Here is a 22,835-nt window from a genome sequence, read left to right on the forward strand (position 1 = left end):
CCCTCCTAGAGGGCAGAAGTCATCATGACGCGGGACAGTGCTGTCCCGCGCGGTCGTGTTGCGAATGTGTAGGGCTAGGGAAAAATGCTAGCTGCTGGCGCTCTCCGGTACTGCGGAAAGCTCGACCAGAATGGCGGTTTCTGGCGTCAGGACAGGGAGGGCAAGACCGGCTTGCATCAGCCAATCGCCGGAAACCACCAGCGGTTGGCGTAACCAAGGTGGAAGTTCACGCATGGTGCCGCCACCTTCGCGCACCGTTTTGATTTCTGGGCCGTCCAGCAGTTTGATTTCATAACGTGCGTCGGGCAGCAGGCCAGGGAAGCGGAGCGTGCCTGCCAGCGAATAATCTGGCATGTGCAACTGGGCTACCTGGAAAACGGCATGCTGCCGATCGCGGCTCACCACGCCGGTGACTTGCACCGTATCGTCCGGCATCTCGACCCGCCAGGTTGTGCCGCTGTGCAGCAGCGGGCGCAGTGTTTTATGCAACTGGATATAGTGGCGATAGCCTTCCAGCTCGTCATCATCGGCTTTGACAGGATCCAGCTCGATTCCCATATGGCCGAACAGGGCGGTCAGGCCGCGAAACGCGATAGTGTGACGCCGATACGTGGCGTGGCAGCGGGCGTGCCCGATGTGTTGCCCCATCACCTCTGGCGGGAAGAAGTAGCTCATACCGCGTTGGATGGTCTGACGCTCCAGCGCGTCGTTGTTATCCGATACCCAGAAACGCTGGGTGCGCTCCAGCACGCCATAATCGATGCGGCCGCCGCCGGAGGCGCAGGATTCAAATTCGACATGGGGAAAACGCTGGCGCAGGGTATCGAGCAGGCGATAGAACTGCCGGGTTTGCGCATCGGCGGCCAGACGTCCTTCATGGCCGGGTTGCACCAGTTCGCGGTTCATATCCCATTTGACATAATCGACAGGGTGTTCGCCCAGCAGCCAGCTCAGCCGTTCCAGTAAATAAGCGAAAGCGTCGGGCTGGTTTAAATTCAACACATACTGGTAGCGGCCTGTGGGCTGCTTATAGCCGGGCAATTGCAGCACCCAGTCGGGATGGGCGCGAAACAGATCGGAATCGGGGTTAATCATCTCCGGTTCGACCCAAATGCCGAATTCCATCCCCAGTGCTTTGACATGCTCAATGACTGGCATCAGCCCGTTAGGGTACTTTTCCTCGTCCAAATACCAGTCGCCGAGCGCGGCCCTGTCGTGATGACGCCCGCGGAACCAGCCGTCGTCGATAATGAAGCGCTCTACGCCGACGTCGGCGGCTTTGCTCGCCATCTGCATGATGTACTCTGGGGAGTGATCGAAATAGATCCCTTCCCACGTATTGAGGTGCACCGGGCGGGGCTTATCGCCGCAGAATTGGATCAGCGATTGGCGTAAGAAGGAGTGATAACGCTGGCTCATGCCGTTCAGGCCAGTGTCGGAGAACGCCGCGTAGACCCATGGTGTCGTGAGCGATTCCGACTGTGCCAGCGTGATTTCGCCCGGCAGATAAAGGGCTTCTGCCTGTACGACGCGACGTCCGTCGGTTTTGATATCGGCACGCAAACGGTGGTTGCCGCTCCAGCCTAAATGCACGCCCCAGACGGCCCCACGTTGCTCGCTAAATGCGGGTTCGCCGAGAATTAGGGCAGGGAAATATTCGTGTGAACTTCTTCCCCGACGGCTTTCCTGAATAAAACCGCCGTGCTGCAACGTCAGGCGGTGAGCCTGAAACTCACGCAGCCAGCGACCGTGAAACGCCATGACATCGCTCGCCCGTTCAGGGACGGGCAGCGTGACGGCAAGACGCTGTACTTGCCAGGCGTCAGCGCGCAGATTCTGTAACGTGTGGCGCAGTTGTAGCACATCGGTCTGTGGATCCAGTCGCAGTTCGCTGGTCAGGCGAAGGCCTGCCTGTGTATCGTCTGCCGTGATGGTGAGCGTGTTGTCTTGAACATCAACCTGCGTGGTCGTGAAGATTGGCGCGGCGTCGTAACCTGAACGATGGCCTTCAATACCCGGCGAACCGAATTGGCCACGCCCATATTCCATTGCCAGCGTCAGGGGGAGATCGACATCCAGACGACCATTGGCGACGGGGCGTTGCAGAGAAACGATATCTTGTGGCGAAAAACCGCGTAGCCGTGGTCCCCAATAGAGAATTTCTGCTGCTGGCGAGCAACGCACGATGACATCGCACTGCGCGCTGGTTAATTGAACAATATCACGCATCATGAGGAAGGCTCCAAATTACGACCAAACTGCAAGTAGTGGCTTTTAGTGGAAACTTAAACGTTTAAGTGTTCAACTTAAACGTTTAAGAAATGTGATTTTGTTAAAACAATCGTGAGTAAATGGGAATAAATTTCGAAGAAGATGTGAACGGCATCTCGCTGTCGGATGGTGTAAAAAACCAACCGGTGTCTTTATGAGGGAGGGAGAGAACGGAATAGCTTAGGCGGGAAAACTCGTTTTACCGATGCGCAGCGTCGGCTGCCATAATACCTGCAAGTTTTCTACGGCTTCGCCCGCGATGAGCGCCTGCGTCATGCTGGCAATTTGTTCGCCAACCTGTTCGCGTGTCGCCTGCTCTATTGCGGTTACGTTGAGGTCGGTCAGGCTGTCCTGTGGTAAACCGTCATACATCACTAACGCTATAGGGTGTGGACCGGAAAGACGACCGGCCTGCTGCAATGCGGCAACGGCACCGTCGCCATGAACGTTGCCATCCATCACAATCGCGGTTGGCGGTTCAGGTAGCGCCAGAAGGTCGAGCATAGCCTGGTAGCCCGCGCGGCGTGTTGGGTCCACACCACGCAGATAGTCATCGTGAAACGGCAAGTTGTGGCGTTGCAGAGCATCGCGATAGCCCTGACGACGTTGCATAATAAACGCCTGTGGATGGTCTTCGCTTAACATGGCGATGCGGCGATGGCCGAGCGTAATCAGGTGTTCGGTCGCCAGCGACATGCCTGCGCGGTTGTCAAAATCGAACCAAGCGTAAGGGTGCGATAGTTGGCTGCGCCCCAGTGCCAGAAAAGGCACCTTGTGGTGTTGCAGCAACATCAGCCGCGCATCTTGTTCGCACGTATGCGCCACAATCAGCGCGTCGATACGGTGGCTGGTGATCAACCGGACAGCACCCTGACAGGCGTCTTGTTCGTCTGCCAGCAGGAGAAAATCCACGTCGTGCTGCGCCAGTTTGCTGCTGATCGCACCAATCATCTCAAAAAAGATATCGTTACTCAGGGAGGAGGCGTAGGGATAGACCAGCCCGATGGCATCGCTTTTACCCATTTTCAGACGGCGCGCGTGCGTATTGGGGCGATAACCGATACGTTCCGCTTCTTCCTGAATACGCTGGCGCGTGGCTTCGGAGATATCTCGATGGCCGTTCAGAGCACGGCTCACCGCGGTTACCGACAAACCCAGGTTATTCGCGATTGTTTTTAAAGACATCACCCTCTCCTGACGTGAATGCCCGGCGACGGGCGTCTATCGGGAAAACCGAATTATAGCAACCACCCTTTGGCTTTGGCGTCTTCCAGATGCTGCTTCATGTATTGCCACAGTTCCGGGTTGATAGTGGCGATGAACTCGGCGCGGTCGAGAACCTGTTCCAAACGGATGCCGTTTTCTACCCAGCTTTGGCCGCCGTTGTAGAGGTTCATCAGCATAGGCATAACGCGATCGAGTACCAGAGCGAACTGGGCGCTGGGGGTTTCATTGGCTTCGTATTCTTCCCACAGATCCTGGAATTGCTGACGCTGTGGTTCCGGCAGTAGGCCGAAAATGCGGGCCGCGGCAGCGACTTCCTGATCGTGAATCGCCAGCCGAGCGGAAAGATCGTACACGATCACATCGCCCGCATCGATTTCGACGATATCGTGAATCAGCGCCATTTGGATCACGCGCTGAATATCCACGCCTTCACCTGCGTAAGGAGCCAGCGCCATCGCGGCGACGGCAAAATGCCAGCTGTGTTCGGCAGAATCTTCATGACGTTCGCTGCCGATAATCTTGGTGCGGCGCTGTACGCTTTTCAATTTATCGATTTCTATCAGAAAGCCGAAAACATCGGTCATGGAACCGAAATTCAGAGTAGATGGGGAAGATGACATGAAAGGCTTACCTCTTGCAGTGAAAACGATGCAGTAAAAGTCATGCAGTGAAACGGTATGTAGTGGTAACTACAGCAAGGCGCTGTGAGCGTCATAACCGGATAACCGTTAACGCGAATAGCCGGTAAGAACGACAGAGCCCTTCAAAAAACAGGAAGATATCGAAGTCGAACATTCTAGGGGATGTTGTCCGAGATTGACATGCATGATTGCACGTTAAGTGGGTGAGAAAGCCAAAAGTAAGGCGGTAATAATTATTTTAGCTTACACGTGTACACTGAAACTATTCTCAGTTAATCTGCTCAAAGGTTAAACACCTACGCCTGCTTCGCTCTGTACAAGAGCGGGAAAGGTAAGGCGGATGACGTCAGCGTACGACGTTGTTGAATGTGTACTGTTAATACTGCGGAACCTATTGATGTCAAAAAATGCACAGATGTCGGACTACTCGCTGGCAGAGGAAATTGCGAATAGCATAAGCCATGGAATCGGTGTGATTTTCGGTATTGTTGGTCTGGTTTTACTGCTGGTGCAGGCGGTCAACAATGATGCTGGCAGCGTGGCGATTACCAGCTATAGCCTCTATGGCGGCAGCATTATTCTGCTGTTTTTAGCGTCGACGCTGTACCACGCGATTCCCTCGCCGCGTATCAAACCGTGGCTGAAAAAATTCGACCACTGCGCTATTTATCTATTGATTGCCGGAACCTATACGCCATTTTTGCTGATCGGGCTGGATTCACCGCTGGCGCATGGCTTGATGGTTGTCATCTGGAGCATGGCGCTGTTTGGCGTGATCTTCAAGCTGGCGTTTGCCCACCGTTTTGAAGTGCTGTCGTTGATTACCTATCTGGTCATGGGCTGGCTGTCGCTGGTGGTGATTTATCAGATGGTGATGAAGCTGTCGGCGGGGAGTGTGACACTGCTGGCGGTAGGTGGCGTGGTGTATACGCTGGGGGTGATTTTCTACGCCAGTAAGCGTATTCCCTATAATCACGCGATTTGGCACGGATTTGTTTTAGGCGGCAGCGTTTGCCACTTTCTGGCGATTTATCTTTATATTTAATCTTTGTGTGCTTGCCGATAGCGTATGGCGTGCAGTGATAATGGGTAGATCGTAAAGACGCTGTGAATACATCCCTGTACGCTCAAGCCGCGCGGATATGAATCTCATCCCTGAGATTCACCCTTTCAGGGCTGTCGCGGACGCTTTACTCTTCTATCCCATTATCACTGTTATCGTTCTGAGAAGAGATTTGCCATCTTCATGATGTGGCTTACTCGTCGGATTAATCCGTTATTTCATACGGCAGAGGCTGAACGGTGAGTTGGCTGTCGGCATCGTCACGTACACGCAGGGTATTCTCTGCGTTCAGATCGTTATTCAGCACTGCCTGCACCCACACGTCACCGTTCTGCAATTGGCTGGCTGCCAGCACCGTACCCGTACGACGCCAGTTCTCGCCGAGCTGCAATTCGAGATCGTCCCCTGCCTGAGGCACCTTATTTGCCTTACCCGCCAGCCAGTAGAGCGCCCGCTTGTTTGCTCCGCGATATTTTGCCCTAGCGACCATTTCCTGACCGGTATAGCACCCTTTGCTGAAGCTAATCCCATTTAATGCCTGTAAATTAGTCGCTTGCGGGATGAACTGCGCACTGTTTGCGCTGTCAATGATGGGTTGACCTGCTTCAATATCTAGCGTCAGCCACTGGCGGCTGTCATTCAGGCTGACTTTATCGCCGAGCTGTTCAAGCAGTGAAGCACTGGGTTCAGGAGACAGCACCAGCAGGAAACGTTCTGCAGGATGGGCGAAATGCAGTAAGGTGGCGCCTTCGTGCTGAACGACAGGGTGCTCAGCGTCTGGAAGTTGGCTAAATACAGAGGCCAGCAGTTCACGGATACCTGCACCCGCGGCGCCCAGCAGGATAGTGTTATCGTCTGGCGCGATGGCCGTTTTCGAGAAAACGGCGTATTTTTTCAGTTCGCTAAGCTGGACGTCGCGTAGGTTACGACGCTCAATGAAAGCAAAACCTTCGCCGTGATGGAACAGACGCAGGTTGCTCCACATTTTCCCTTTCGCGTCGCAGTGGGCGCAAAGGATGTGCCCATTGTCAGGCAGCGCCCCGACATCTGCGGTGACCTGTCCCTGAAGATATTTGACGGTATCCGGCCCGACCAGCGTGGCCAGTGCCCAGTCATCCAGTGAGATGAGCGTGGCGGCCAGTTGGGTGGACGCAAATGGGAGCTGTGAGGCAAAAGGAAGTTGATGAGCCGTATGTTGGTTAACCATATAGTACAATCCTGCGCTAAGGGCGATACCCGAATGGCCTAATGGTAAAAGAGCGCTCAGGGTTTGCAAGTGGTTATTCACGCAGCGTTGTGGCATAGCACATCCTGATACTGATGAGCGCACTTGGCGCAGTACACGTGGGTAAACTATGTCAAAATGTTACTATTAGTTGATGCCCGCTACCGGAATCGGAGTACACTAACGGCAAGTAGCGATAACAAGGTGGACATGAAATATGGAAATCGATAATAAATCACGCATTCATTGGGCATGCCGCCGTGGTATGCGTGAACTGGATATCGCGATCATGCCGTTTTTTGAGCATGACTATGACACACTTAATGACAGTGATAAGCGCGCGTTTGTACGCCTGTTACAAAGCGACGATCCCGATTTATTCAACTGGCTGATGAACCACGGTGAACCGAAGGACGGAGAGTTGAAACGTATGATTTCCCTTATTCAGACGCGAAATAAAGACCGTGGCCCAGTGGCAATGTGACCTTCGTGTTTCCTGGCGCATGCAACTGCTGTCATTGGTTGTGCATGGCCTACTCGTATTGCTCATTCTGCTGGCACCGTGGCCGGACGGTTACGCATGGCTATGGCTATGCTTAGTCACGATGGTGATGTTCGGTTTTATCCGTAGCCAAAGGAATATCAAATCCCGACAGGGGGAAATCGTTTTGCTTAGCGAAACGACCCTGAACTGGCGGCAGCAGGAATGGCAGATCGTCAAACGACCGTGGCTTTTGAAAAATGGCGTGTTGTTGGCATTGCAATCTATCAACGATAAAGAAAGACAACAGCTGTGGCTGGCATCGGACAGTATGGGCGATGATGAGTGGCGCCATCTGCGTCAGCTTCTTTTGCAGCAGAAACACTGGGCGCGATAACGGCGCGTTTTTACGCGGTGTATCGCGGCCTGTGTGTAGAAAAATCACCACCATGCAGTTTCATATATAATAATTTGTCATTGCAATACTTTTCTGATGATAGTTAAGGACTAAAGTTAACCTTCATACCTTCATACCTTCATACCTTCATACCTTCATACCTTCATACCTTCATACCTTCATACCATCTTCCCATTGTCATCACATAGACGAATTGCACCGTCTGGCCTTAGTTGGCTGTGATTTGTTCCTGTATGTGCACTGTAAGTCCCTCACAAGCACCACTAATTAATTGATGTGAAAGGCTAACCCGAAAAATACATCAATTTAAACAATGGATTAAGCACACATGGTGCTGACAAGGTAAACGTGAACAAATTTCAATCACCAATCGATCTGTAAAAACGATCGATAATTGTATATTGATAGATTTTATAGATCGAAGTGTGTGAGGGTGCTATACTCCATCCGGTTGTAAAAAGCAGTTTGTCTTACCCATTATTTTTTATTAAATGGATTTAACTATCTGATTTTATGATGATTATAAGGTTTTCGTAATGACTTTGAAGAGTGTTTTAAGCTGTAGTCTGTTAACAGTGTCATTGATATTCAGCAATGCTAATGCTGCTAACAATGTTTATGTTATTCCTGAGGTAAAGACCTTTGGTGTTGCAAGTAATGACAATAAGGCTGTGATCTTTCTTGGTTTAGATCAATATGGTCAATTCAAAGGAATGTGTTTTGCACTAAAAGATAAATTCCACTCTATAATTCCTTTGGTTGATATAGATGTAACATTTGATAGTAAGAAGCTCAACTTGCATGGTATGAGACCTAATGTTGATGATGAAAAAGAAGTTGTATGTATTCTTGGGTCAGGAGCTACTGACTTTTTAAATTCATTTAAAGGATCTAATAATCTTTATGTTAAGTTAAATTTTAATGGTGAAGTGAAGAAATATAATTTTGATATTAAAGACTTCAACCGCATCATCAATAACGATAAAGAATATATGAAAGGTCTTGCAGATAATTATAAAAAAGGCATGCGAGCACCTTTGTTTGATAATTAATGTGAAATTTATTTATACTAAAGTATTTTAGGTGATGTGAGTGTTTGTTCTAAATCAGGTTAGCATAAATAACTTTATGCTTAATGAAAGCGAGAATTTATACAGAGGGAGTTATTTTTTCGATTAGTAATTGGCAAGTGTTTTACATTAAATTATATATGCATTTCTTATAGTTTTGGTGTGAAGTGTGTATATGGAAATTTATCAGTGACGTACCCGATGTTAATGGAAAAATATTATTGATTTTATTTTATTTTTTATATATAAATAATAGCTCGTGTTACTTTATAGGTTGTTGTTAATTTAAGGTTAAAAAATGAAATTAATATGTACTGCTTTTATCATGGCTGCTATGAGTTCTTATGCTCAAGCAGCAACAATTTCTGATATTACCTATACGCCAGAGCAACTACACTCTGAATATAAAAAGAATGAGTTAAGAGCTGATAATAAATTTAACTGTGATTTTTTTATTAAAGGAAGAGTCAAAGAGATTTATCGCAGCTCTTTGAGTGATAATGATTACCAAATTAGGTTGCAAGGTAATGTTAATATTAACTTTGATAATTTAGATAGGGGATCGAATACAGGAAAGGATATAGCAAATTTAAATATTGGCGACTTGGTCTATGTTTATACATCTTCAACATATTTATCTTGGGGGGGGGTATATGGAAGAAAAGGTTTTTCAGTATCTAAAAATCTGGATGAAAATGCCTCTTTGAAGAAGGTTGATGGGTTATGTTTAAAAGAAATGAAACCTGTAGAAAAACTCAGTAAAAATAAAAACTTATCAAGTAGTAACGGTGATTCGTTGAGCCAATTAGAGAAAGAAGAGGCAATAGTAAATTCATATGCTATCGCAGATGAAAGGTTGAATGAAGTATGGAAGTCTTTAACCAAAACACAGAAAGATGAACTATTAAAAGAACAACGAAATTGGATTAAAGAGAAAGAAAGATGTGCTACAACTGAATGCAAAGTCGAAATGACAATTAATCGTATAGCTATTATTGAAAAGCATCTTATTTAAAAATAACATGTTTTTTTGAAGGCTGGTTTTAGACTGGAATACTTAATTTTTTATGAATTGAAAATATTCTACAAATATATTCATCGTTGTATTAGGTCTAATGCTATACTTAATCTGAAAAAATTCTTTGTACCAAAGTGGATCTTACTGACATCATTGGTATATTAGTTCATGAGGATAGATTCTTTACCCTGCCAAACTAATAGGAAAATACCAAAGTCTGCATCATTCTCGCGTAAATAGTTACCAACCAATTAGTTAAGCAAACTCTCATAAATATCAGGCCCAAGCCATGATTTATCTAGAAAATTTAACTCAATAAGCAAAGAGGTATTGGCTTAACATCACTGTATGATTATTAAGAGTGAGCAGGTCAGATCGCTGCATTCAGTAATATTTGTAGTGCAGTGAATTTTATTCAATATTTCCGATGATTTTCTTTCGAATAAAATATAAGCTTGCTCTATGTTTATATTAAAATCTGACTAATGTTATTGAATAACAGATATCTATTTTTTAAATTTTGTAAAGGGCAGTTAATCTTTCTTTCTCTTTATCAAAGTATTCATCAAGATCTGAGAAGTCTGGCATTGATTCCATCAAGTCTTTCAGTCTGTGAATTAGTCTCCAAGCATCATAATGAATAAAAGGGTTCATTCCTATAACATTTCCTGCATCAGGTATTGTTGACTTCCCTGCTTTACACAACATTAAGAATTTCTCATAGGCTATATTGTTATCCCAATCTGAGACAAAAAGAAGCAAGGCAGATACAGCTAGTAGAGGATTGTTCAACATTACAGATGTCGCACTACCAAATTTTCTAAGAAGAAGTTTATGATGACTAGTAATAGATATGGCTAAACTAATGGTAGATTGATATTTATCATGCAGTAATCGCCTATCGTAAACATTGTATCCGCGATCCCTTTGAACTAGTCGGTGTACCTTTTTTGTAAATGTGTTGCTGCGTAGTTTTAGAAAAATATTGTTATTTATATCTTCTACATCGATAATAAGTGACGGGTATTTGTATCTTAGAGAGTTATAAACCTCATCATTTATATTAAACCATGGCTTTGATTTTCTTTCCTCATCGAGTGTATACACCTTTTCGCCCTTAACAGAATAAAAGCTGGCTCTAACTAAATTTATTAAGTGGGGGCTGTAGTCAACGGTAAATGTCCCTGATTGACGTAATTCAGTAAACCACTGACGCATATTCCGTATATCTTCCTGATTGAAAGTATGATGTTCAATTCCTCTGCATACAAGCTCTCGAATAACTTTCGTAACTTCAGAGCCAGACGCACCTAATTTAATAAACCCATCTCCTGAAGAATCTATTTTCTTATCGTTACCTTTATAATGGTCACAGAATACTTTATGAGCATCTGTACCATCCGGCTTCCTGAAAGAAAAATGAGCCTGCCTCACTTTTTTGTTTGTTTTCGTTGAATAACCGTCTGAAACGATATGAGCACCACTTACATTACAAATTGGGCATTCGGCATCAACTGCAACAAAATCCCGAAAGTCCTTATAATCCAGTAAGCAATTTGATAAAAACTGGCTTTCTAACTGAACTATATCCAACTCTTTTTTAAATGTCCGAGAATATATCGTAATTGCCATGTACAGTCCCCGTTAGCCGAGATTCATGATATAACATCATAATGTTGTAGGTGACCACAGGCAGGCTAGACTGTCCTATGAAAACCGTTTTAGTTAAAATTACCTGCCAGAGCGTGGAGAAAACAGCAGTTTTTTTCTGCATATTCTCGCCCTGATCTCATGTAGCCTTTCCTTTAACTAACTTCTTCGTGCCAGTTTTTTTCATAGCTGGCTGCTGTGTACCAGAAACTGACATTGCTAATCTATCGATATGTTAATCATTGGGTAACAGGTTAATGTGACATGCTTCTCATTTATGATCTCTTATTGGTATTCCGAAGGGAAGCGCAATATTGGGAATCGGTATTATGTTAATCAATTGGGGTAGGTCAGCCGTTCATATTTGCTAGTCGCTTTTATGTATACACAATAGCTACCACTCTGAACTTCCCAACAATTGCGATAAATTTATATTGCTACCACATATAAGCTACCTGTATAATCACTACCAGATAAAAGCTACTAGATCGTGAGATTACTATGACAAATCGAGTTTATGCATACTTAAGAGCATCAACGAAAGAACAGGATGCAGAGAGAGCAAAAGATGAGTTAGTGAGTTTTGCGGCTGATAAGGCGATAACTATTGCAGGGTGGTTCATTGAAAATGAATCAGGAGCCTGCCTTACCAGACCTGAACTGTTCAGATTGATCGATCTTGCACAACCTAATGACATTTTGCTGGTGGAGCAAGTTGATCGACTGAGTCGCCTGAATGGACAGGATTGGGAAAAACTATCATGCCTGATCAAATCAAAAGGGATTCGCGTCGTAGCGTTAGATTTACCTACCTCTCATATGTTGATTCAGAATGGTGATGAGTTCACGACTCGTATGATGGATGCGTTGAATGGGATGATGTTAGATATGTTGGCTGCAATTGCACGTAAGGATTATACAGATAGAAGGCGTAGACAGGCACAGGGAATAGTCAAAGCAAAAGCTGAAGGTAAATTCCGTGGTCGTCAAGCTGATACTGCAATGCATGAACGGATCAGAAAACTTCGTGATGCAGGGATGTCTTACAGCGATATTCACAAAATGACAGGTATTGCTCGGACAACGATCAGTAGGGTAACAAAATTACGGAACTAAGTTTGGAACTGATTAAATGTGTGTGATTTTTTTCATGGCAATAACCTCCTTTGCTTAAGGATAGTATTGCGCCGACCAGTGAAACTCACAACATAAGATCGATGATTAAATTAGGTTTCACCCATATCAGCAATAGTGCTAGTGTCAGATCCGGCACTGAGTTAATGCATGAATCGGTACTATCAAATTTGGATGGAAAATGACCTGATTTCCAAGGCGTTGACTTTTCATTGCTAATTGTATAGAGTGTTTGCTATCAACAATGTTGTTGAAAAAACTGAATTCTCACTGCATATAATTTTACCCTCTAATGTTAAACAGTGATGCTAGGAAGTGATTACCTAGCTAAAGATGCTGCCTCTCTAGCGTGTATCGTAGTAATAATAACCCTCAATGTTATTTATTCTCTATTTCAATTTCAATATTTTTATTCCATCATAATGGGACTAATTCTATTGCTAATTGGCTAAGCTAGCCATCTACTATTTTGATTAAAAAAATCCAATGTGTTCTCACATACTTGGAGGATTTTTTTCTGAAAAAAGCAGGAGAGAGAGAAGAAACAGGGAACAAGTATATGTTGCAGTAAAATCATCTAAAAAACGCGTTGAACCCTTATGTAGCAAGGCTTATAGCCCAATGCAAGGTTTTGACAAACAGGAATCTAATATGAGTATTAAACCAAGAAATTTTGATAAAAACTTAGAACAACAGCTTATCGGCAATGGCATTTGTACCCAAGCCATCTTAGATAAATATACAAAAGAAGAGAAAAAGTATTACTTTAACCTATTTTATATTGGCTCAGTTGGTAGACGAAAACACCCTAATGATAAACACTCGTTTTCTATATATGCTGAGGATAGGCGAAAACATATTCTGAAAGCACCAAGGTTTGAAGAGATGATACAGGACATCCCATTAATACAACAAACCTGTAATTACTTGGCAACTAAGTGGGCTAAGGGATATACTGTTACCAACACTCACCGTAATATATTTTCAGAATGCTGTAACGCCGTCATAAAAGGTTGCGGCCTCGTAGACGAGAACAATAATTCCTACAACCCACCTGCAAATGGTATCCGTTCCATTATGAAAGATGGTCGAAAATGTAAGATTAAAGATATCATACCAAATGAGATCGCTCTTAATACTTTTTCTCTTAAAAGATTTATGGGCGAACTGAGTAAAACGAACGGTAATGAATGCTTTACGAACCAAATTAGAGCACTTCTCTCGATCACAGAAGCCAGTAAGTCAGGTTGCTTACCGACAACCTATGTCCAGAGTAATGGGGGACGACTGTATGCTGACGGCGCATTAAATCTACAAAATTGCAGCCGTAAAATACGTATAGCCGCACTAGTTGATCATTATGATATTGATATAGAGAATTGCCATTATACCTTATTGGCGCAAATGTGCAGTCGAATCAATGTTCCCACACCTTATATTGATCACTACATCCGAAACAAAAAAACAGTGCGTACAGAGATAGCAACGTTTTTTAAATGCTCCGAAGACATGGCGAAGGAAATCCTGATAGCATTAATATACGGTTCAAACCTGACCAGTTATGGAGTTCTTAGTAAACTCAATCTGAAATGTGCCGAAGTAGATATTAAGGGAAGTTGGATAGATGGGCTTGCTAAAGAAATAGCGAGGGTCACTAAGAGAGTAGTTGATGACTACACAGACAAAACCCCTAGGCATTTCAAGATAAAAAATGATGCTGGGATGTGGAAAGCAACAAAATGTGAAAACGAAACATGTGTAAAAAAATCTAAACTATTAGCACATATCCTGCATGGTGCTGAGTCATTTATTCTTCAGCATATGATTCGCTTTCTAGGGGATAACATTGTGTTGCTTCAGCATGATGGGGTAACATGTCTTGAGCCTGCTGATACTGAGGCACTTAGTGAATATATAGTTGAAAAAACGGGGTACCAAGTCAAGTTCGATATGGAAAAACTTGTCCTCGATTTGAACCATGATAATAAAGATACTTTCGAACCTGTTAACCATGAAGAAATATTCGAACTGTACGCTGCATGATATCTATCAGCTATAAATCATTCCCAGCCCCCATCATGTGATGGAGGAGAATATCGAATATATGGTAAGTCTTTACTGTAAAAGATTAAATACTCACTTGTATTAGGACAGTTTTCATACTGAATTTCTGCCGGTAGACATAGAAATTAATTGTGCTGATTTTAATCGTTGCATTAATTCTAAAGGTACATTTTAAATTTTTATGCATTGTATTAAAAATATGAATCATATGCAGAGTGTAAGGTTTTATTACTTACTCAGCAGCCCTCTATCTGGTTTTTTCTTTTAGATGACTATTTGTCCATTTAAATTTTTTAAACGTTAATATGGCTCTCCCAGAGCGTTTTAGAAACATTCATATCTATTGTTTGAGTTGTTGATTTTTATTTTAGAAAATGAAAAGCCTATATTCCCCTATTAGCTACTCACTCGTTACTAATAGGGGAAATGTAAAGTATCTATATAACTAATATGGATTTTAATCATCTTTAAGATATTCATTTAACAGATTTTTCAGAGCAATCGAATCGCTCACAAATTTGAGTTTTCCATTGTCTAGCATGAAGCTCTGTGTATGGCCTGATAGATGAAAAATTCTCACTGCCCAGCTAGATCCTGAGCGAGTTACCGTGATGCTTTTTAAAACCCGTTTTAGCATAAGATTAAGTTCTAAACTATCAGTGATACTCGATAGCTTTGCGTTATTGACGGCGTCAATGCCACGCTGTTCTCGCTCAACTTTTGCTTGCTGCTCTGTTATTTCTTTTACGCGTGCTTCCATTGTACTGATTGTTTTAATGACAGACGAAGGAACTTCATCAACTTCCTGTAACGTGATGTTTAGATTAGCTATTCTCTTCTCAAGCTGTTTTTTTTCAAGATAGGCTGATTTATCAGACGTAACAGCCTTTTTGAACTCTAGCCGACCCAGCATAGTTGCTAATGCGTTATCTAATCCTTTGATCGAGAGATTTTGAGAACAACGACCATCTTTGGCGTTTAGGCAACCATGATAAACGTACAGTTTCCCTCTTACCGTGCTCTTTCTTTTTATTAATGCACCACCGCATCCACAGCGTAATAGACCACTATAAGGATTATCAGTGCTACGGCGTCCTCGCGTAGATTTGCTTTGGTCAGATTGAAGTAACAACCACTCATCTTTACTGATCAGGGCAGGGTAGTATCCTTCTACTATCTCTAGTTGGATCATTTCTCTTTCTTTGTTCGTTTCACCCGTCTGATAGGCACCATATAACGCTGGGTTCTTTAGCATTTTAGTTATTGATGCATGATTCCATTGTGCTGTACGAATCCCTGCTATGCACTGTTTATTGAGAAATTTAGCTATCATATTGCTACCTTTACCCTCTTGCTTGAGCGTGACTATCTGCCTAGCAGTTTCCATTTTGTCGCTGAACGCGTATCCCGTTTCAGTGCGCTTTAGCCAAAAAGGGAGGATTTTATTAATAGGAATGCCCTTAAGTGCATTCTGTCTCTGCTGCCCTTTAGTTTGTCGCAAGCGTAGTGCTTTACGCTCCGACTCACTGTGAGCAATGTCAGCAGCTACAGCTATACGGATGACACTTTGTAAATCATTTAGACTATTTTTGGTTAATACCAAGCCATCTGAAAGGCTGACGATTTGCACATCCTTGCGGAGGATTTCTTTCACCGTTTCCTGTGTTGCATCAATACCACGTCGTGAAAGCCGATCCAGTGCTTCAATAATAATCGTTGAGCCAGCAGTAATCTGCCCTTCATCTATTGCGGTGAGCATATCAGCTAACGAAGGGCGTTTACCTTCACGGAAAGCACTTATCCCCAGATCTTGAAAATTCTTGCTGGAAAGTCTCAGCATATGTCTGCTGGCGTATTCCTCAGCCATTTCCGTTTGTCTGCGGAGACTATCACCCGATGCCTGTTTCTTGCTCGAAAAACGCACATAACTGTAGGCGATCCCATTGTTATCTTGTGGCATAATGTGTCCAAAATCACGTTTCTATAAGAGAAGAGTAAATCCTTTGCTATTAAGTAACAATATCACGGTGATTTACGGAAATAATCGCAGCAGGTATCTTACGCCGCTTCGTGAGGATAGGATATCGGCTGTTCCCGTCAGGGAAATGTTGGCTTTCCTTTCTCTTTCCTCTGTTCTATACCCTAAATAATTCGAGTGGCGTGACAAAACGTTGGCGTTTTGAACAACGCACAAGCAGCTTGAAGTATGACGGGTATATACGGGAAAATGTTCTTATTCGGCCACCGTCTGGCCGTGCCTTGAAATTTATTGGGTATAATTGATGACTAAGCCCGCAGTGCAAAAAAGTGGTCTGCATCCTCGCAATCGCCATCGCGACCGTTATGATTTTCCCGCGCTCAAACAGAGCTATCCTGCGCTGATCCCGTTTGTAAAGGTGAATGCCTACGGTGATGAGTCAGTGGACTTTGCCAATCCCGAGGCGGTGAAAACGCTGAATCAGGCGTTGTTGCAGCATTTTTATCAGATTGAGCACTGGACGATTCCAGACGGCTTTCTGTGCCCACCGATCCCCGGTCGCGCCGACTATGTCCACCACCTTGCCGATTTACTGGCGGAAGATAACCGCTCGGTGGTGCCGCGTGATGCATCCGTGCTGGATGTCGGCTGCGGTGCTAACTGCGTTTACCCGCTGATTGGACATCGTGAGTACGGTTGGCGTTTTACCGGCAGCGAGGTTAATCCGCTGGCGATGAAAGCGGCCAATGAGACGATTGAGGCGAACTCCGGCTTGAACCGTTCGATTCGTCTGCGCCGTCAGAAAAACAGCAAAGCGATACTGGCAGGCATTATTCACAAGAATGACTCGTTTGATGCCGTCATGTGTAATCCACCGTTCCATGCCTCTGCTGAGGATGCCCGTGAGGGATCGCAACGCAAGTTGCATAATTTGGGGCTGGATAAACGCTCACCGCTGAATTTTGGCGGCCAGCAGGACGAGCTATGGTGTGAAGGCGGCGAGTTAGCCTTCATCGGTCAGATGATCAAAGATAGCGTCAGCTTCGGCCGTCAATGCCTGTGGTTTACGTCGCTCGTGTCGCGCAAAGAGCACCTTCCGGAGATTTACCGTGCGCTGGAAGCGGTTGATGCGGAAAAGGTCAGAACGATAGATATGGCGCAAGGCCAGAAGCAAAGCCGCTTTGTCGCGTGGAGTTTTCTGGATACCGCCGCACGGGCCCGCTGGTTACAAAAGCGCTAAGCGACTTCAACCTTTACGGATACCAATCTTCGCGGACATTAACCTTCACGGATAGTTGTCGCAAAGGTATCCGTGAACGTTTTGTTGTCAGCAAACCACCTCTCTGGAGGTGGTCCTTTACTCCACGCTAACCGTATCCGCTTCCTGTTTGGTCACCTTCAACGATGTGCCTTGAATCGCCATAAACACCGCTTCCCGCCTTGTCAGATAGCCTTTGACGGGATGTGGCTTAATCGCGCCAGTCAGCGAGGTGTCGGTGGTGATGCCGCAGCCCGTCGCATGCGCGATTTGCTGCGCTGTCTCATCAAATCTTGAGAAATCGATATCGTAATATTGCGGCACATCGCATTTCCCGCCCAGATTTTTGGCGTATTTCTCTGTGCCTGTTTGCGCACAGCCAGCGAGCAATAATCCTGCGACCGTTATGAGTAATATCTTCATCGTGTTTACTCCTGTTGACGCGTACCGTTTACAGCAGTGACGCCATCTCTTGCAGAATCTGTTCGCACCACTGTTCCAGCCGTTCATCGCTGAGATCGTATTGATTCACTTCGTCCAGCGCCAGCCCGACAAAATGTTTTCCGTCAGTGGTCAGCGGTTTTGGACTGGTGAACTCGTAGCCATCGATTGGCCAATACCCAATGAATGTGACACCTAACGGCAGCAGTTGTTCATGCAGCATGCCCAGCGCATCAAGGAACCATTCGCTATAGCCAAGTTGGTCGCCCATACCGTAAAGCGCGACCACTTTTCCTTTGAGGTTCAGCGTCGCCAATTGGCCCCAGATGTTCTCCCAGTCTTCCTGAATCTCACCGAAATCCCAGGTCGGGATGCCGAGAATCAGCGTACTGTAGTCTTCCATACGTTGAGGTTCGACATCCTTAACGTTGTGCAGATCCACCAGTTCTTCGCCCAACATGTCGCGAATTTTTTCCGCTGCCATCTCGGTGTAACAGGTGCTTGAGCCGTAAAACAGACCGATTTTCATACTATCTATAAGTCCATGATTTAATTATTTTCTACAATCAATGCGTTGATTCAGTCTCTGCGCTGTAACGTGATTGCCTAAAGGCGACAAGTCCATAACTCATGTGCAGCAGAAAACAGGTAATGGCTGCCATATTCGATGATATTGAGGTCTTTTACAATCGCTGGTGAAGCACGCGGTGCAGAGCGATTGGCTTCAATGGTGGAGGGAAGAAGCGTATTTAGGGGATGATTTCAGGGGGAGGAACGCCTCTCTGCGATGGACAAGTGAAAAGAGGCGGAACCTCCCTCGGTGCCGCGACCCACAACGAAACATGTGTCGCCAGCATCACCGACATCGTGAGTATCAATGTCGGTGATGCTGGCGGCGTTGTCATTTTGATTGGCTATGGTCTGCTCCATTGAACAGCAAGTTGCGGCTACTGATCGTTTGCGATCGACAAATATTCCTCCAAAACATTGGTGCGTTCGCAGAGACGAAAAATTTCTCTCTGCATGACTTCAAAGCTGCTCACCGTTTCGCTGCCATAGAGTGACGACTCAAAGGTCTTGCTGGCGCTGTGGAAATCGAGCCAGGCGCGCTCGGCGCGGATCAGATTGTCCTTGGCCGTGCCACTCTGTTTGCTGAGCAGCGCTTTATAAGCAGCGTTCAATCGTGCGTCTTGTCGTTTTTTCTCCGCAGATTGACATGCAGCAAGTGCGATGTTTTCTGATCCCGCATTTTCAACGCAGCTATAGAACACATCGGTAATGCCTGCTGGCGCTTGACGTTTGATGACCTGAGCGGTGCTCTCATTCGCCTGTGCGCCCGACGCATACATAACGAGTGCGAGGCTGAGGGTAAAAATTCCGGTTGCTGTTTTCATGCGATTCCAACCTCGATGTAGGAAAGTGTTGAAAGAAAGTGTTTGCTCGGGTGCACGGTGTGCACATGGATCACCTTGGAATTCGCCGTTCCGGGGTTGTCGGCATGGTTGACAGTTTTACACGTCACACCACCCAGGACAACTTCCTTGTTGAGCTCACGAATCCTGTGCCCGCAGCGGGTAATCCATGGACTTGCTCGTCATTGGAATTTCTCCTTGGCAGAGAGCGATATCGAGAAGGTGTTCGTCGGATCTTTGAATTCGGCCCGGCTTGCGTTGCCACTGCTGCCACGCGGGTGGTCGCTTTTTGGCGACCTGGCATCTTCGCTAACGTAAGACAGTTTGTTGAAATACCGTGTGTCTGACTTACTTGCCAGAATGTCTTCAAGGGAGATGGACTGAGCGAACGTCAGGTTTCCAATTTGCAGAGCGAAGTTAGCGAAAGGCATGGACCAGCGGCAGAGGCCCCGCCCGAAATAGTCCTCATCCGTCAACAGATCGACGTAGAGCTCGCCCTTGTAGACCTTGTCGCTCACACGGGTCAATGCCATCGGTACATTCTTCCTGGGAGTCAATGTTGCCCCGCTGAAAGGCGTGAGCGGCACGCAATCGCCGTTCGCTACTTCATAGCCAGCAGATCCCTTCACGGCATCGAACGGCCCCGGGGCGTCCTCAATGGTCAGCGTGATTTCGTAGCGCATCTTGGGATGCGGGTTGAGCTTGATGTCGATCTTTTCCATGGACTTCCCAAACACAGGGAGAGTGAGGGTTGAAAGAATGAAGAGGGCTATGGCATAACGGTGCTTCATGACGATTTCTCCTGTGACACGCTTGGGCGGTGCGCGTTTGCGCTGGTGGGTTAATTGGTGGCAATTGATAGAGAAGCTTCATGGTGCCAAGAAAGTAAGTGGGGCGCTTCACCCATTCTGCGATTGAGCCGAAGTCATTGACATAGATAGTAGAAAAATGCTGCACACGCGCGTCTGGCACTGGAAATATCTTCATGCCCAGCCCGATCTTCATCGACGCCGTGGCGGCATTGGAGGCGGTATAGGTCTTCATTGAGAGTTTTAAGCTAACGGATACGGACTGGAGGACTGCAAGCGCTGTAGTAAGTCTCGCATTTCTTGTCTGTTTCATTACACTTTTTCAAGCCATCGGCAACCGCTTGGTGAAGTGTGGCCATGGCCCCGCGGTAATAGTTCCGTTCGCCGATCGTAAAAGCGGTGCAGCCGTTTACATAGGAAATCTCGATCTGGCAGTTGTCACCACCTTTGACTTTGCAGTGATTCAGCGCAGCCGACTTTGCGGCTTGCTCACTTGGGAACTCAGCGGATGCACCCAATATGAATTTGGGTCCATCGAATGCAATTGCGCCCCATCGATCCTCCCACACAGGCTCGGGAGCACTGGGCGCTTGCTGTTGTCCGCTGCCGTTACCGGGAATAGGAGCACATCCTGCTGTCGCGCCCCCACCAATCGGGTAGGAACCTGGCGGGCAGTTTCCTTCGGCATGGACGTCTATGCTGAAGCAAGAAAGAGCGAGCAACGCACCTGCCAAGTGTATGTGTTTCATTGCCGTGCTCCCGGATCACCTTGATAGGGCTTCACGCTATCAGAAGGCGCGCGCGCTGGTCAATTAATTCAGGACACTGCTATAGGTGGTTCTGATGCCATCGTCCGTTCGTATATGGTCGGTGGTAGAGAGCTCAGCTTTGAGTGAAGCCGTTCGTTGTTATAATACCCAACGATGTATTCCGTGATGTCTCTTATAGCCTCGGCATGATTGGCGTAATCGCGCCTCCAGACAGGCTCCATTTTTAAACTCAGGAAAAAACGTTCAACGATGCCTTGAGTTGTACAACCACAGGGCAACTGTGCTGAACAGGCGCCTTGGCACGCTTCTGGGCCTCGTAGAAACCGGAACGACTGACATTCAGTATCGACAGACATACGCCACCGAATTTGATTGTTACATCGACAGGGTTGTTGGTATACCTCACTTAATTAGCGTGGTAAATGCGAAATGTATCAAAGTGATAATAACAAGAGGTGATGATTTGAGGTGGTAACAGGTTGGTGCCGGGGTGAAACAGGAAAGGTGCTGTGAGGGCCGTAGCCCTCACAGAAGGGAAATTATCCCAGAGACTGGTGACGCGTTTCTTTGGTTAGCAGCAGTGCAATCAGCGTCAGTGACGCCATAGCCGCCAGATAAACGCCGACGTAGAACAGACCATAGTTAGCCGTCAGCCACGCGGCGATATAGGGTGCAACTGATGCGCCCAGAATCGACGAGACGTTATAGGAGAATGACGCGCCAGTGTAACGTACTTCCGTCGGGAACAGCTCCGGCAGCAAAGCACCCATCGGGCCGAACGTCAGCCCCATTATACTCAGACCCAGCACCAGAAAGCCCATTACCAGCGCCTGATTGCCTGAACCGAGCATATAAGGGAACAGCATGGAGAAGACCAGCATGATACAGGTAACGGTAATCATGGTCTTGCGGCGGCCAAAGGCATCTGCCAGATAGCCCGCGACCGGTACCATCAGACCAAAGCCGATTACCGCGACCATCAGCATCAGCAAGAAGCTATTACGCGAGAAACCCAGCCCCCTAGGTGCTGGCGTTGTGCCGTACGTCATGGAGTAAACGGTCATGATGTAGAACAACGTGTAAGTCGCCAACATAATGAAGGTGCCGAGGATCGTGACTTTCATATGTTTGCTGAGCAGCGTTCCTAGCGGCATACGCACCTGCTTACCGGCTTTGACCGCTTTGGTAAAGACCGGTGCTTCATGCAGAGATATGCGGACATACAGGCCAACCAGCACCAGCACGGCAGACGCGACGAACGGTACGCGCCAGCCCCAGGCCATGAACTGTTCTTCCGTCAGCAGCCAGGACAACAGCAGGAAGGTGCCGTTAGCGAAGAAGAAGCCAATCGGTGCGCCAAGCTGAGGGAACGACCCATACAGCGCACGTTTATTGGACGGGGCATTTTCGGTCGCCAGCAGCGCCGCGCCACCCCATTCCCCGCCAAGACCCAATCCCTGACCGAAACGAGCGATGGCCAACAGGATCGGTGCAAGAATACCGATGGTTTCGTAGGTCGGTAACAGTCCAATCAGAACGGTCGAAACACCCATGGTCAACAGAGACGCGACCAGCGTGACTTTACGTCCGACGCGATCGCCAAAGTGACCGAAGACCGCCGAACCAATAGGGCGAGCCACAAAGGCAATGGCAAAAGTTGCCAACGACTGTAGCGTAGCGGCAGTCGGATCGCCCTGTGGGAAGAAAATGTGCGGGAAAATCAGCACTGCAGCGGTAGCGTAGATATAAAAATCGAAAAATTCGATCGCGGTGCCAATGAGTGACGCAACAATCACTTTATTGCGTGAATTTACGGGTGGTGCTTCCGTTTCGGCATCAAGAGTGGGGGTGATGGTGGCTTGCATAATGTTTCTTTATTTTAACAACACGAACAGCCATTCTACG

20 protein-coding genes and 1 pseudogene are annotated in these 22,835 nt (G+C 46.5%); 8 read left to right on the forward strand and 13 right to left on the reverse strand.

Annotated elements, in window-relative coordinates:
* Positions 1–87: 87 nt before the first annotated feature.
* The 3 genes from DCX48_16805 to DCX48_16815 all read right to left on the reverse strand — a co-directional run bounded on the left by DCX48_16805 (position 88) and on the right by DCX48_16815 (position 4,118).
* Positions 88–2,232 carry an alpha-galactosidase gene (locus DCX48_16805; GenBank protein QXE16030.1) on the reverse strand — a complete coding sequence of 715 codons (2,145 nt, stop codon included), beginning with the start codon at positions 2,230–2,232 and terminating at the stop codon, positions 88–90.
* Positions 2,233–2,451: 219 nt separating this feature from the next.
* On the reverse strand, positions 2,452–3,456 hold the full coding sequence (locus tag DCX48_16810) for a LacI family DNA-binding transcriptional regulator (GenBank protein QXE16031.1): 1,005 nt from the start codon (positions 3,454–3,456) through the stop codon (positions 2,452–2,454).
* 53 nt (positions 3,457–3,509) lie between these two features.
* The gene (locus DCX48_16815; GenBank protein QXE16032.1) at positions 3,510–4,118 is read right to left on the reverse strand and encodes an HD domain-containing protein; all 609 of its coding nucleotides are present in this window, start codon (positions 4,116–4,118) and stop codon (positions 3,510–3,512) included.
* A gap of 418 nt (positions 4,119–4,536) precedes the next feature.
* Between DCX48_16815 and DCX48_16820 the strand changes: the two genes are divergently transcribed.
* Complete coding sequence (locus tag DCX48_16820) at positions 4,537–5,184, forward strand: hemolysin III family protein (GenBank protein ID QXE16033.1); 648 nt, start codon at positions 4,537–4,539, stop codon at positions 5,182–5,184.
* Between the two features lie 223 nt (positions 5,185–5,407).
* Here the strand turns inward: DCX48_16820 and ygfZ are convergent, their stop codons facing one another.
* Positions 5,408–6,409 carry a tRNA-modifying protein YgfZ gene (ygfZ, locus tag DCX48_16825; GenBank protein ID QXE16034.1) on the reverse strand — a complete coding sequence of 334 codons (1,002 nt, stop codon included), beginning with the start codon at positions 6,407–6,409 and terminating at the stop codon, positions 5,408–5,410.
* Between the two features lie 235 nt (positions 6,410–6,644).
* Between ygfZ and sdhE the strand changes: the two genes are divergently transcribed.
* The 4 genes from sdhE to DCX48_16845 all read left to right on the forward strand — a co-directional run bounded on the left by sdhE (position 6,645) and on the right by DCX48_16845 (position 9,411).
* Positions 6,645–6,911, forward strand: coding sequence for an FAD assembly factor SdhE (sdhE, locus tag DCX48_16830; GenBank protein QXE16035.1), 267 nt, complete (start codon positions 6,645–6,647; stop codon positions 6,909–6,911).
* Positions 6,892–7,305, forward strand: coding sequence for a hypothetical protein (locus tag DCX48_16835; GenBank protein QXE16036.1), 414 nt, complete (start codon positions 6,892–6,894; stop codon positions 7,303–7,305). The genes sdhE and DCX48_16835 overlap by 20 nt, the downstream gene beginning before the upstream one ends.
* Positions 7,306–7,862: 557 nt before the next feature.
* Positions 7,863–8,378, forward strand: a complete 516-nt coding sequence (locus DCX48_16840) for a hypothetical protein (protein ID QXE16037.1) — start codon at positions 7,863–7,865, stop codon at positions 8,376–8,378.
* Between the two features lie 316 nt (positions 8,379–8,694).
* Complete coding sequence (locus DCX48_16845; protein QXE16038.1) at positions 8,695–9,411, forward strand: DUF1311 domain-containing protein; 717 nt, start codon at positions 8,695–8,697, stop codon at positions 9,409–9,411.
* A 516-nt stretch (positions 9,412–9,927) separates the two neighbouring features.
* Here the strand turns inward: DCX48_16845 and DCX48_16850 are convergent.
* Entirely contained in the window at positions 9,928–11,046 is a 1,119-nt protein-coding gene (locus tag DCX48_16850) for a hypothetical protein (GenBank protein QXE16039.1), read from the reverse strand.
* Between the two features lie 519 nt (positions 11,047–11,565).
* Here DCX48_16850 and DCX48_16855 point away from each other — a divergent pair.
* Positions 11,566–12,180, forward strand: a complete 615-nt coding sequence (locus tag DCX48_16855) for a resolvase (protein ID QXE16040.1) — start codon at positions 11,566–11,568, stop codon at positions 12,178–12,180.
* 1,869 nt (positions 12,181–14,049) lie between these two features.
* Entirely contained in the window at positions 14,050–14,241 is a 192-nt protein-coding gene (locus DCX48_16860) for a hypothetical protein (protein ID QXE17281.1), read from the forward strand.
* Between the two features lie 478 nt (positions 14,242–14,719).
* Here the strand turns inward: DCX48_16860 and DCX48_16865 are convergent, their stop codons facing one another.
* Positions 14,720–16,222, reverse strand: a complete 1,503-nt coding sequence (locus DCX48_16865; protein ID QXE16041.1) for a recombinase family protein — start codon at positions 16,220–16,222, stop codon at positions 14,720–14,722.
* 322 nt (positions 16,223–16,544) lie between these two features.
* Between DCX48_16865 and rlmF the strand changes: the two genes are divergently transcribed.
* The gene (gene rlmF / locus DCX48_16870) at positions 16,545–17,480 is read left to right on the forward strand and encodes a 23S rRNA (adenine(1618)-N(6))-methyltransferase RlmF (GenBank protein ID QXE16042.1); all 936 of its coding nucleotides are present in this window, start codon (positions 16,545–16,547) and stop codon (positions 17,478–17,480) included.
* Positions 17,481–17,597: 117 nt separating this feature from the next.
* Here rlmF and DCX48_16875 read toward each other — a convergent pair whose 3' ends face one another.
* The 7 genes and pseudogenes from DCX48_16875 to DCX48_16905 all read right to left on the reverse strand — a co-directional run bounded on the left by DCX48_16875 (position 17,598) and on the right by DCX48_16905 (position 22,795).
* On the reverse strand, positions 17,598–17,921 hold the full coding sequence (locus tag DCX48_16875; protein QXE16043.1) for a hypothetical protein: 324 nt from the start codon (positions 17,919–17,921) through the stop codon (positions 17,598–17,600).
* Positions 17,922–17,949: 28 nt separating this feature from the next.
* The gene (fldB, locus tag DCX48_16880) at positions 17,950–18,468 is read right to left on the reverse strand and encodes a flavodoxin FldB (protein QXE16044.1); all 519 of its coding nucleotides are present in this window, start codon (positions 18,466–18,468) and stop codon (positions 17,950–17,952) included.
* Between the two features lie 418 nt (positions 18,469–18,886).
* A complete protein-coding gene (locus tag DCX48_16885; GenBank protein QXE16045.1) occupies positions 18,887–19,333 on the reverse strand; it encodes a DUF1311 domain-containing protein in 447 nt (148 codons plus the stop codon).
* A gap of 200 nt (positions 19,334–19,533) precedes the next feature.
* Complete coding sequence (locus tag DCX48_16890) at positions 19,534–20,142, reverse strand: hypothetical protein (protein ID QXE16046.1); 609 nt, start codon at positions 20,140–20,142, stop codon at positions 19,534–19,536.
* Between the two features lie 266 nt (positions 20,143–20,408).
* Positions 20,409–20,909 carry a DUF4189 domain-containing protein gene (locus DCX48_16895; GenBank protein ID QXE16047.1) on the reverse strand — a complete coding sequence of 167 codons (501 nt, stop codon included), beginning with the start codon at positions 20,907–20,909 and terminating at the stop codon, positions 20,409–20,411.
* A 155-nt stretch (positions 20,910–21,064) separates the two neighbouring features.
* Positions 21,065–21,181 (reverse strand): annotated as a pseudogene (locus DCX48_16900) (IS3 family transposase).
* Positions 21,182–21,469: 288 nt separating this feature from the next.
* Positions 21,470–22,795, reverse strand: a complete 1,326-nt coding sequence (locus DCX48_16905) for an MFS transporter (GenBank protein QXE16048.1) — start codon at positions 22,793–22,795, stop codon at positions 21,470–21,472.
* Between the last annotated feature and the right edge of the window lie 40 nt (positions 22,796–22,835).

Origin of the sequence: Pectobacterium atrosepticum, assembly GCA_019056595.1 — a bacterium.
GTDB classification, from domain to species: domain Bacteria; phylum Pseudomonadota; class Gammaproteobacteria; order Enterobacterales; family Enterobacteriaceae; genus Pectobacterium; species Pectobacterium atrosepticum.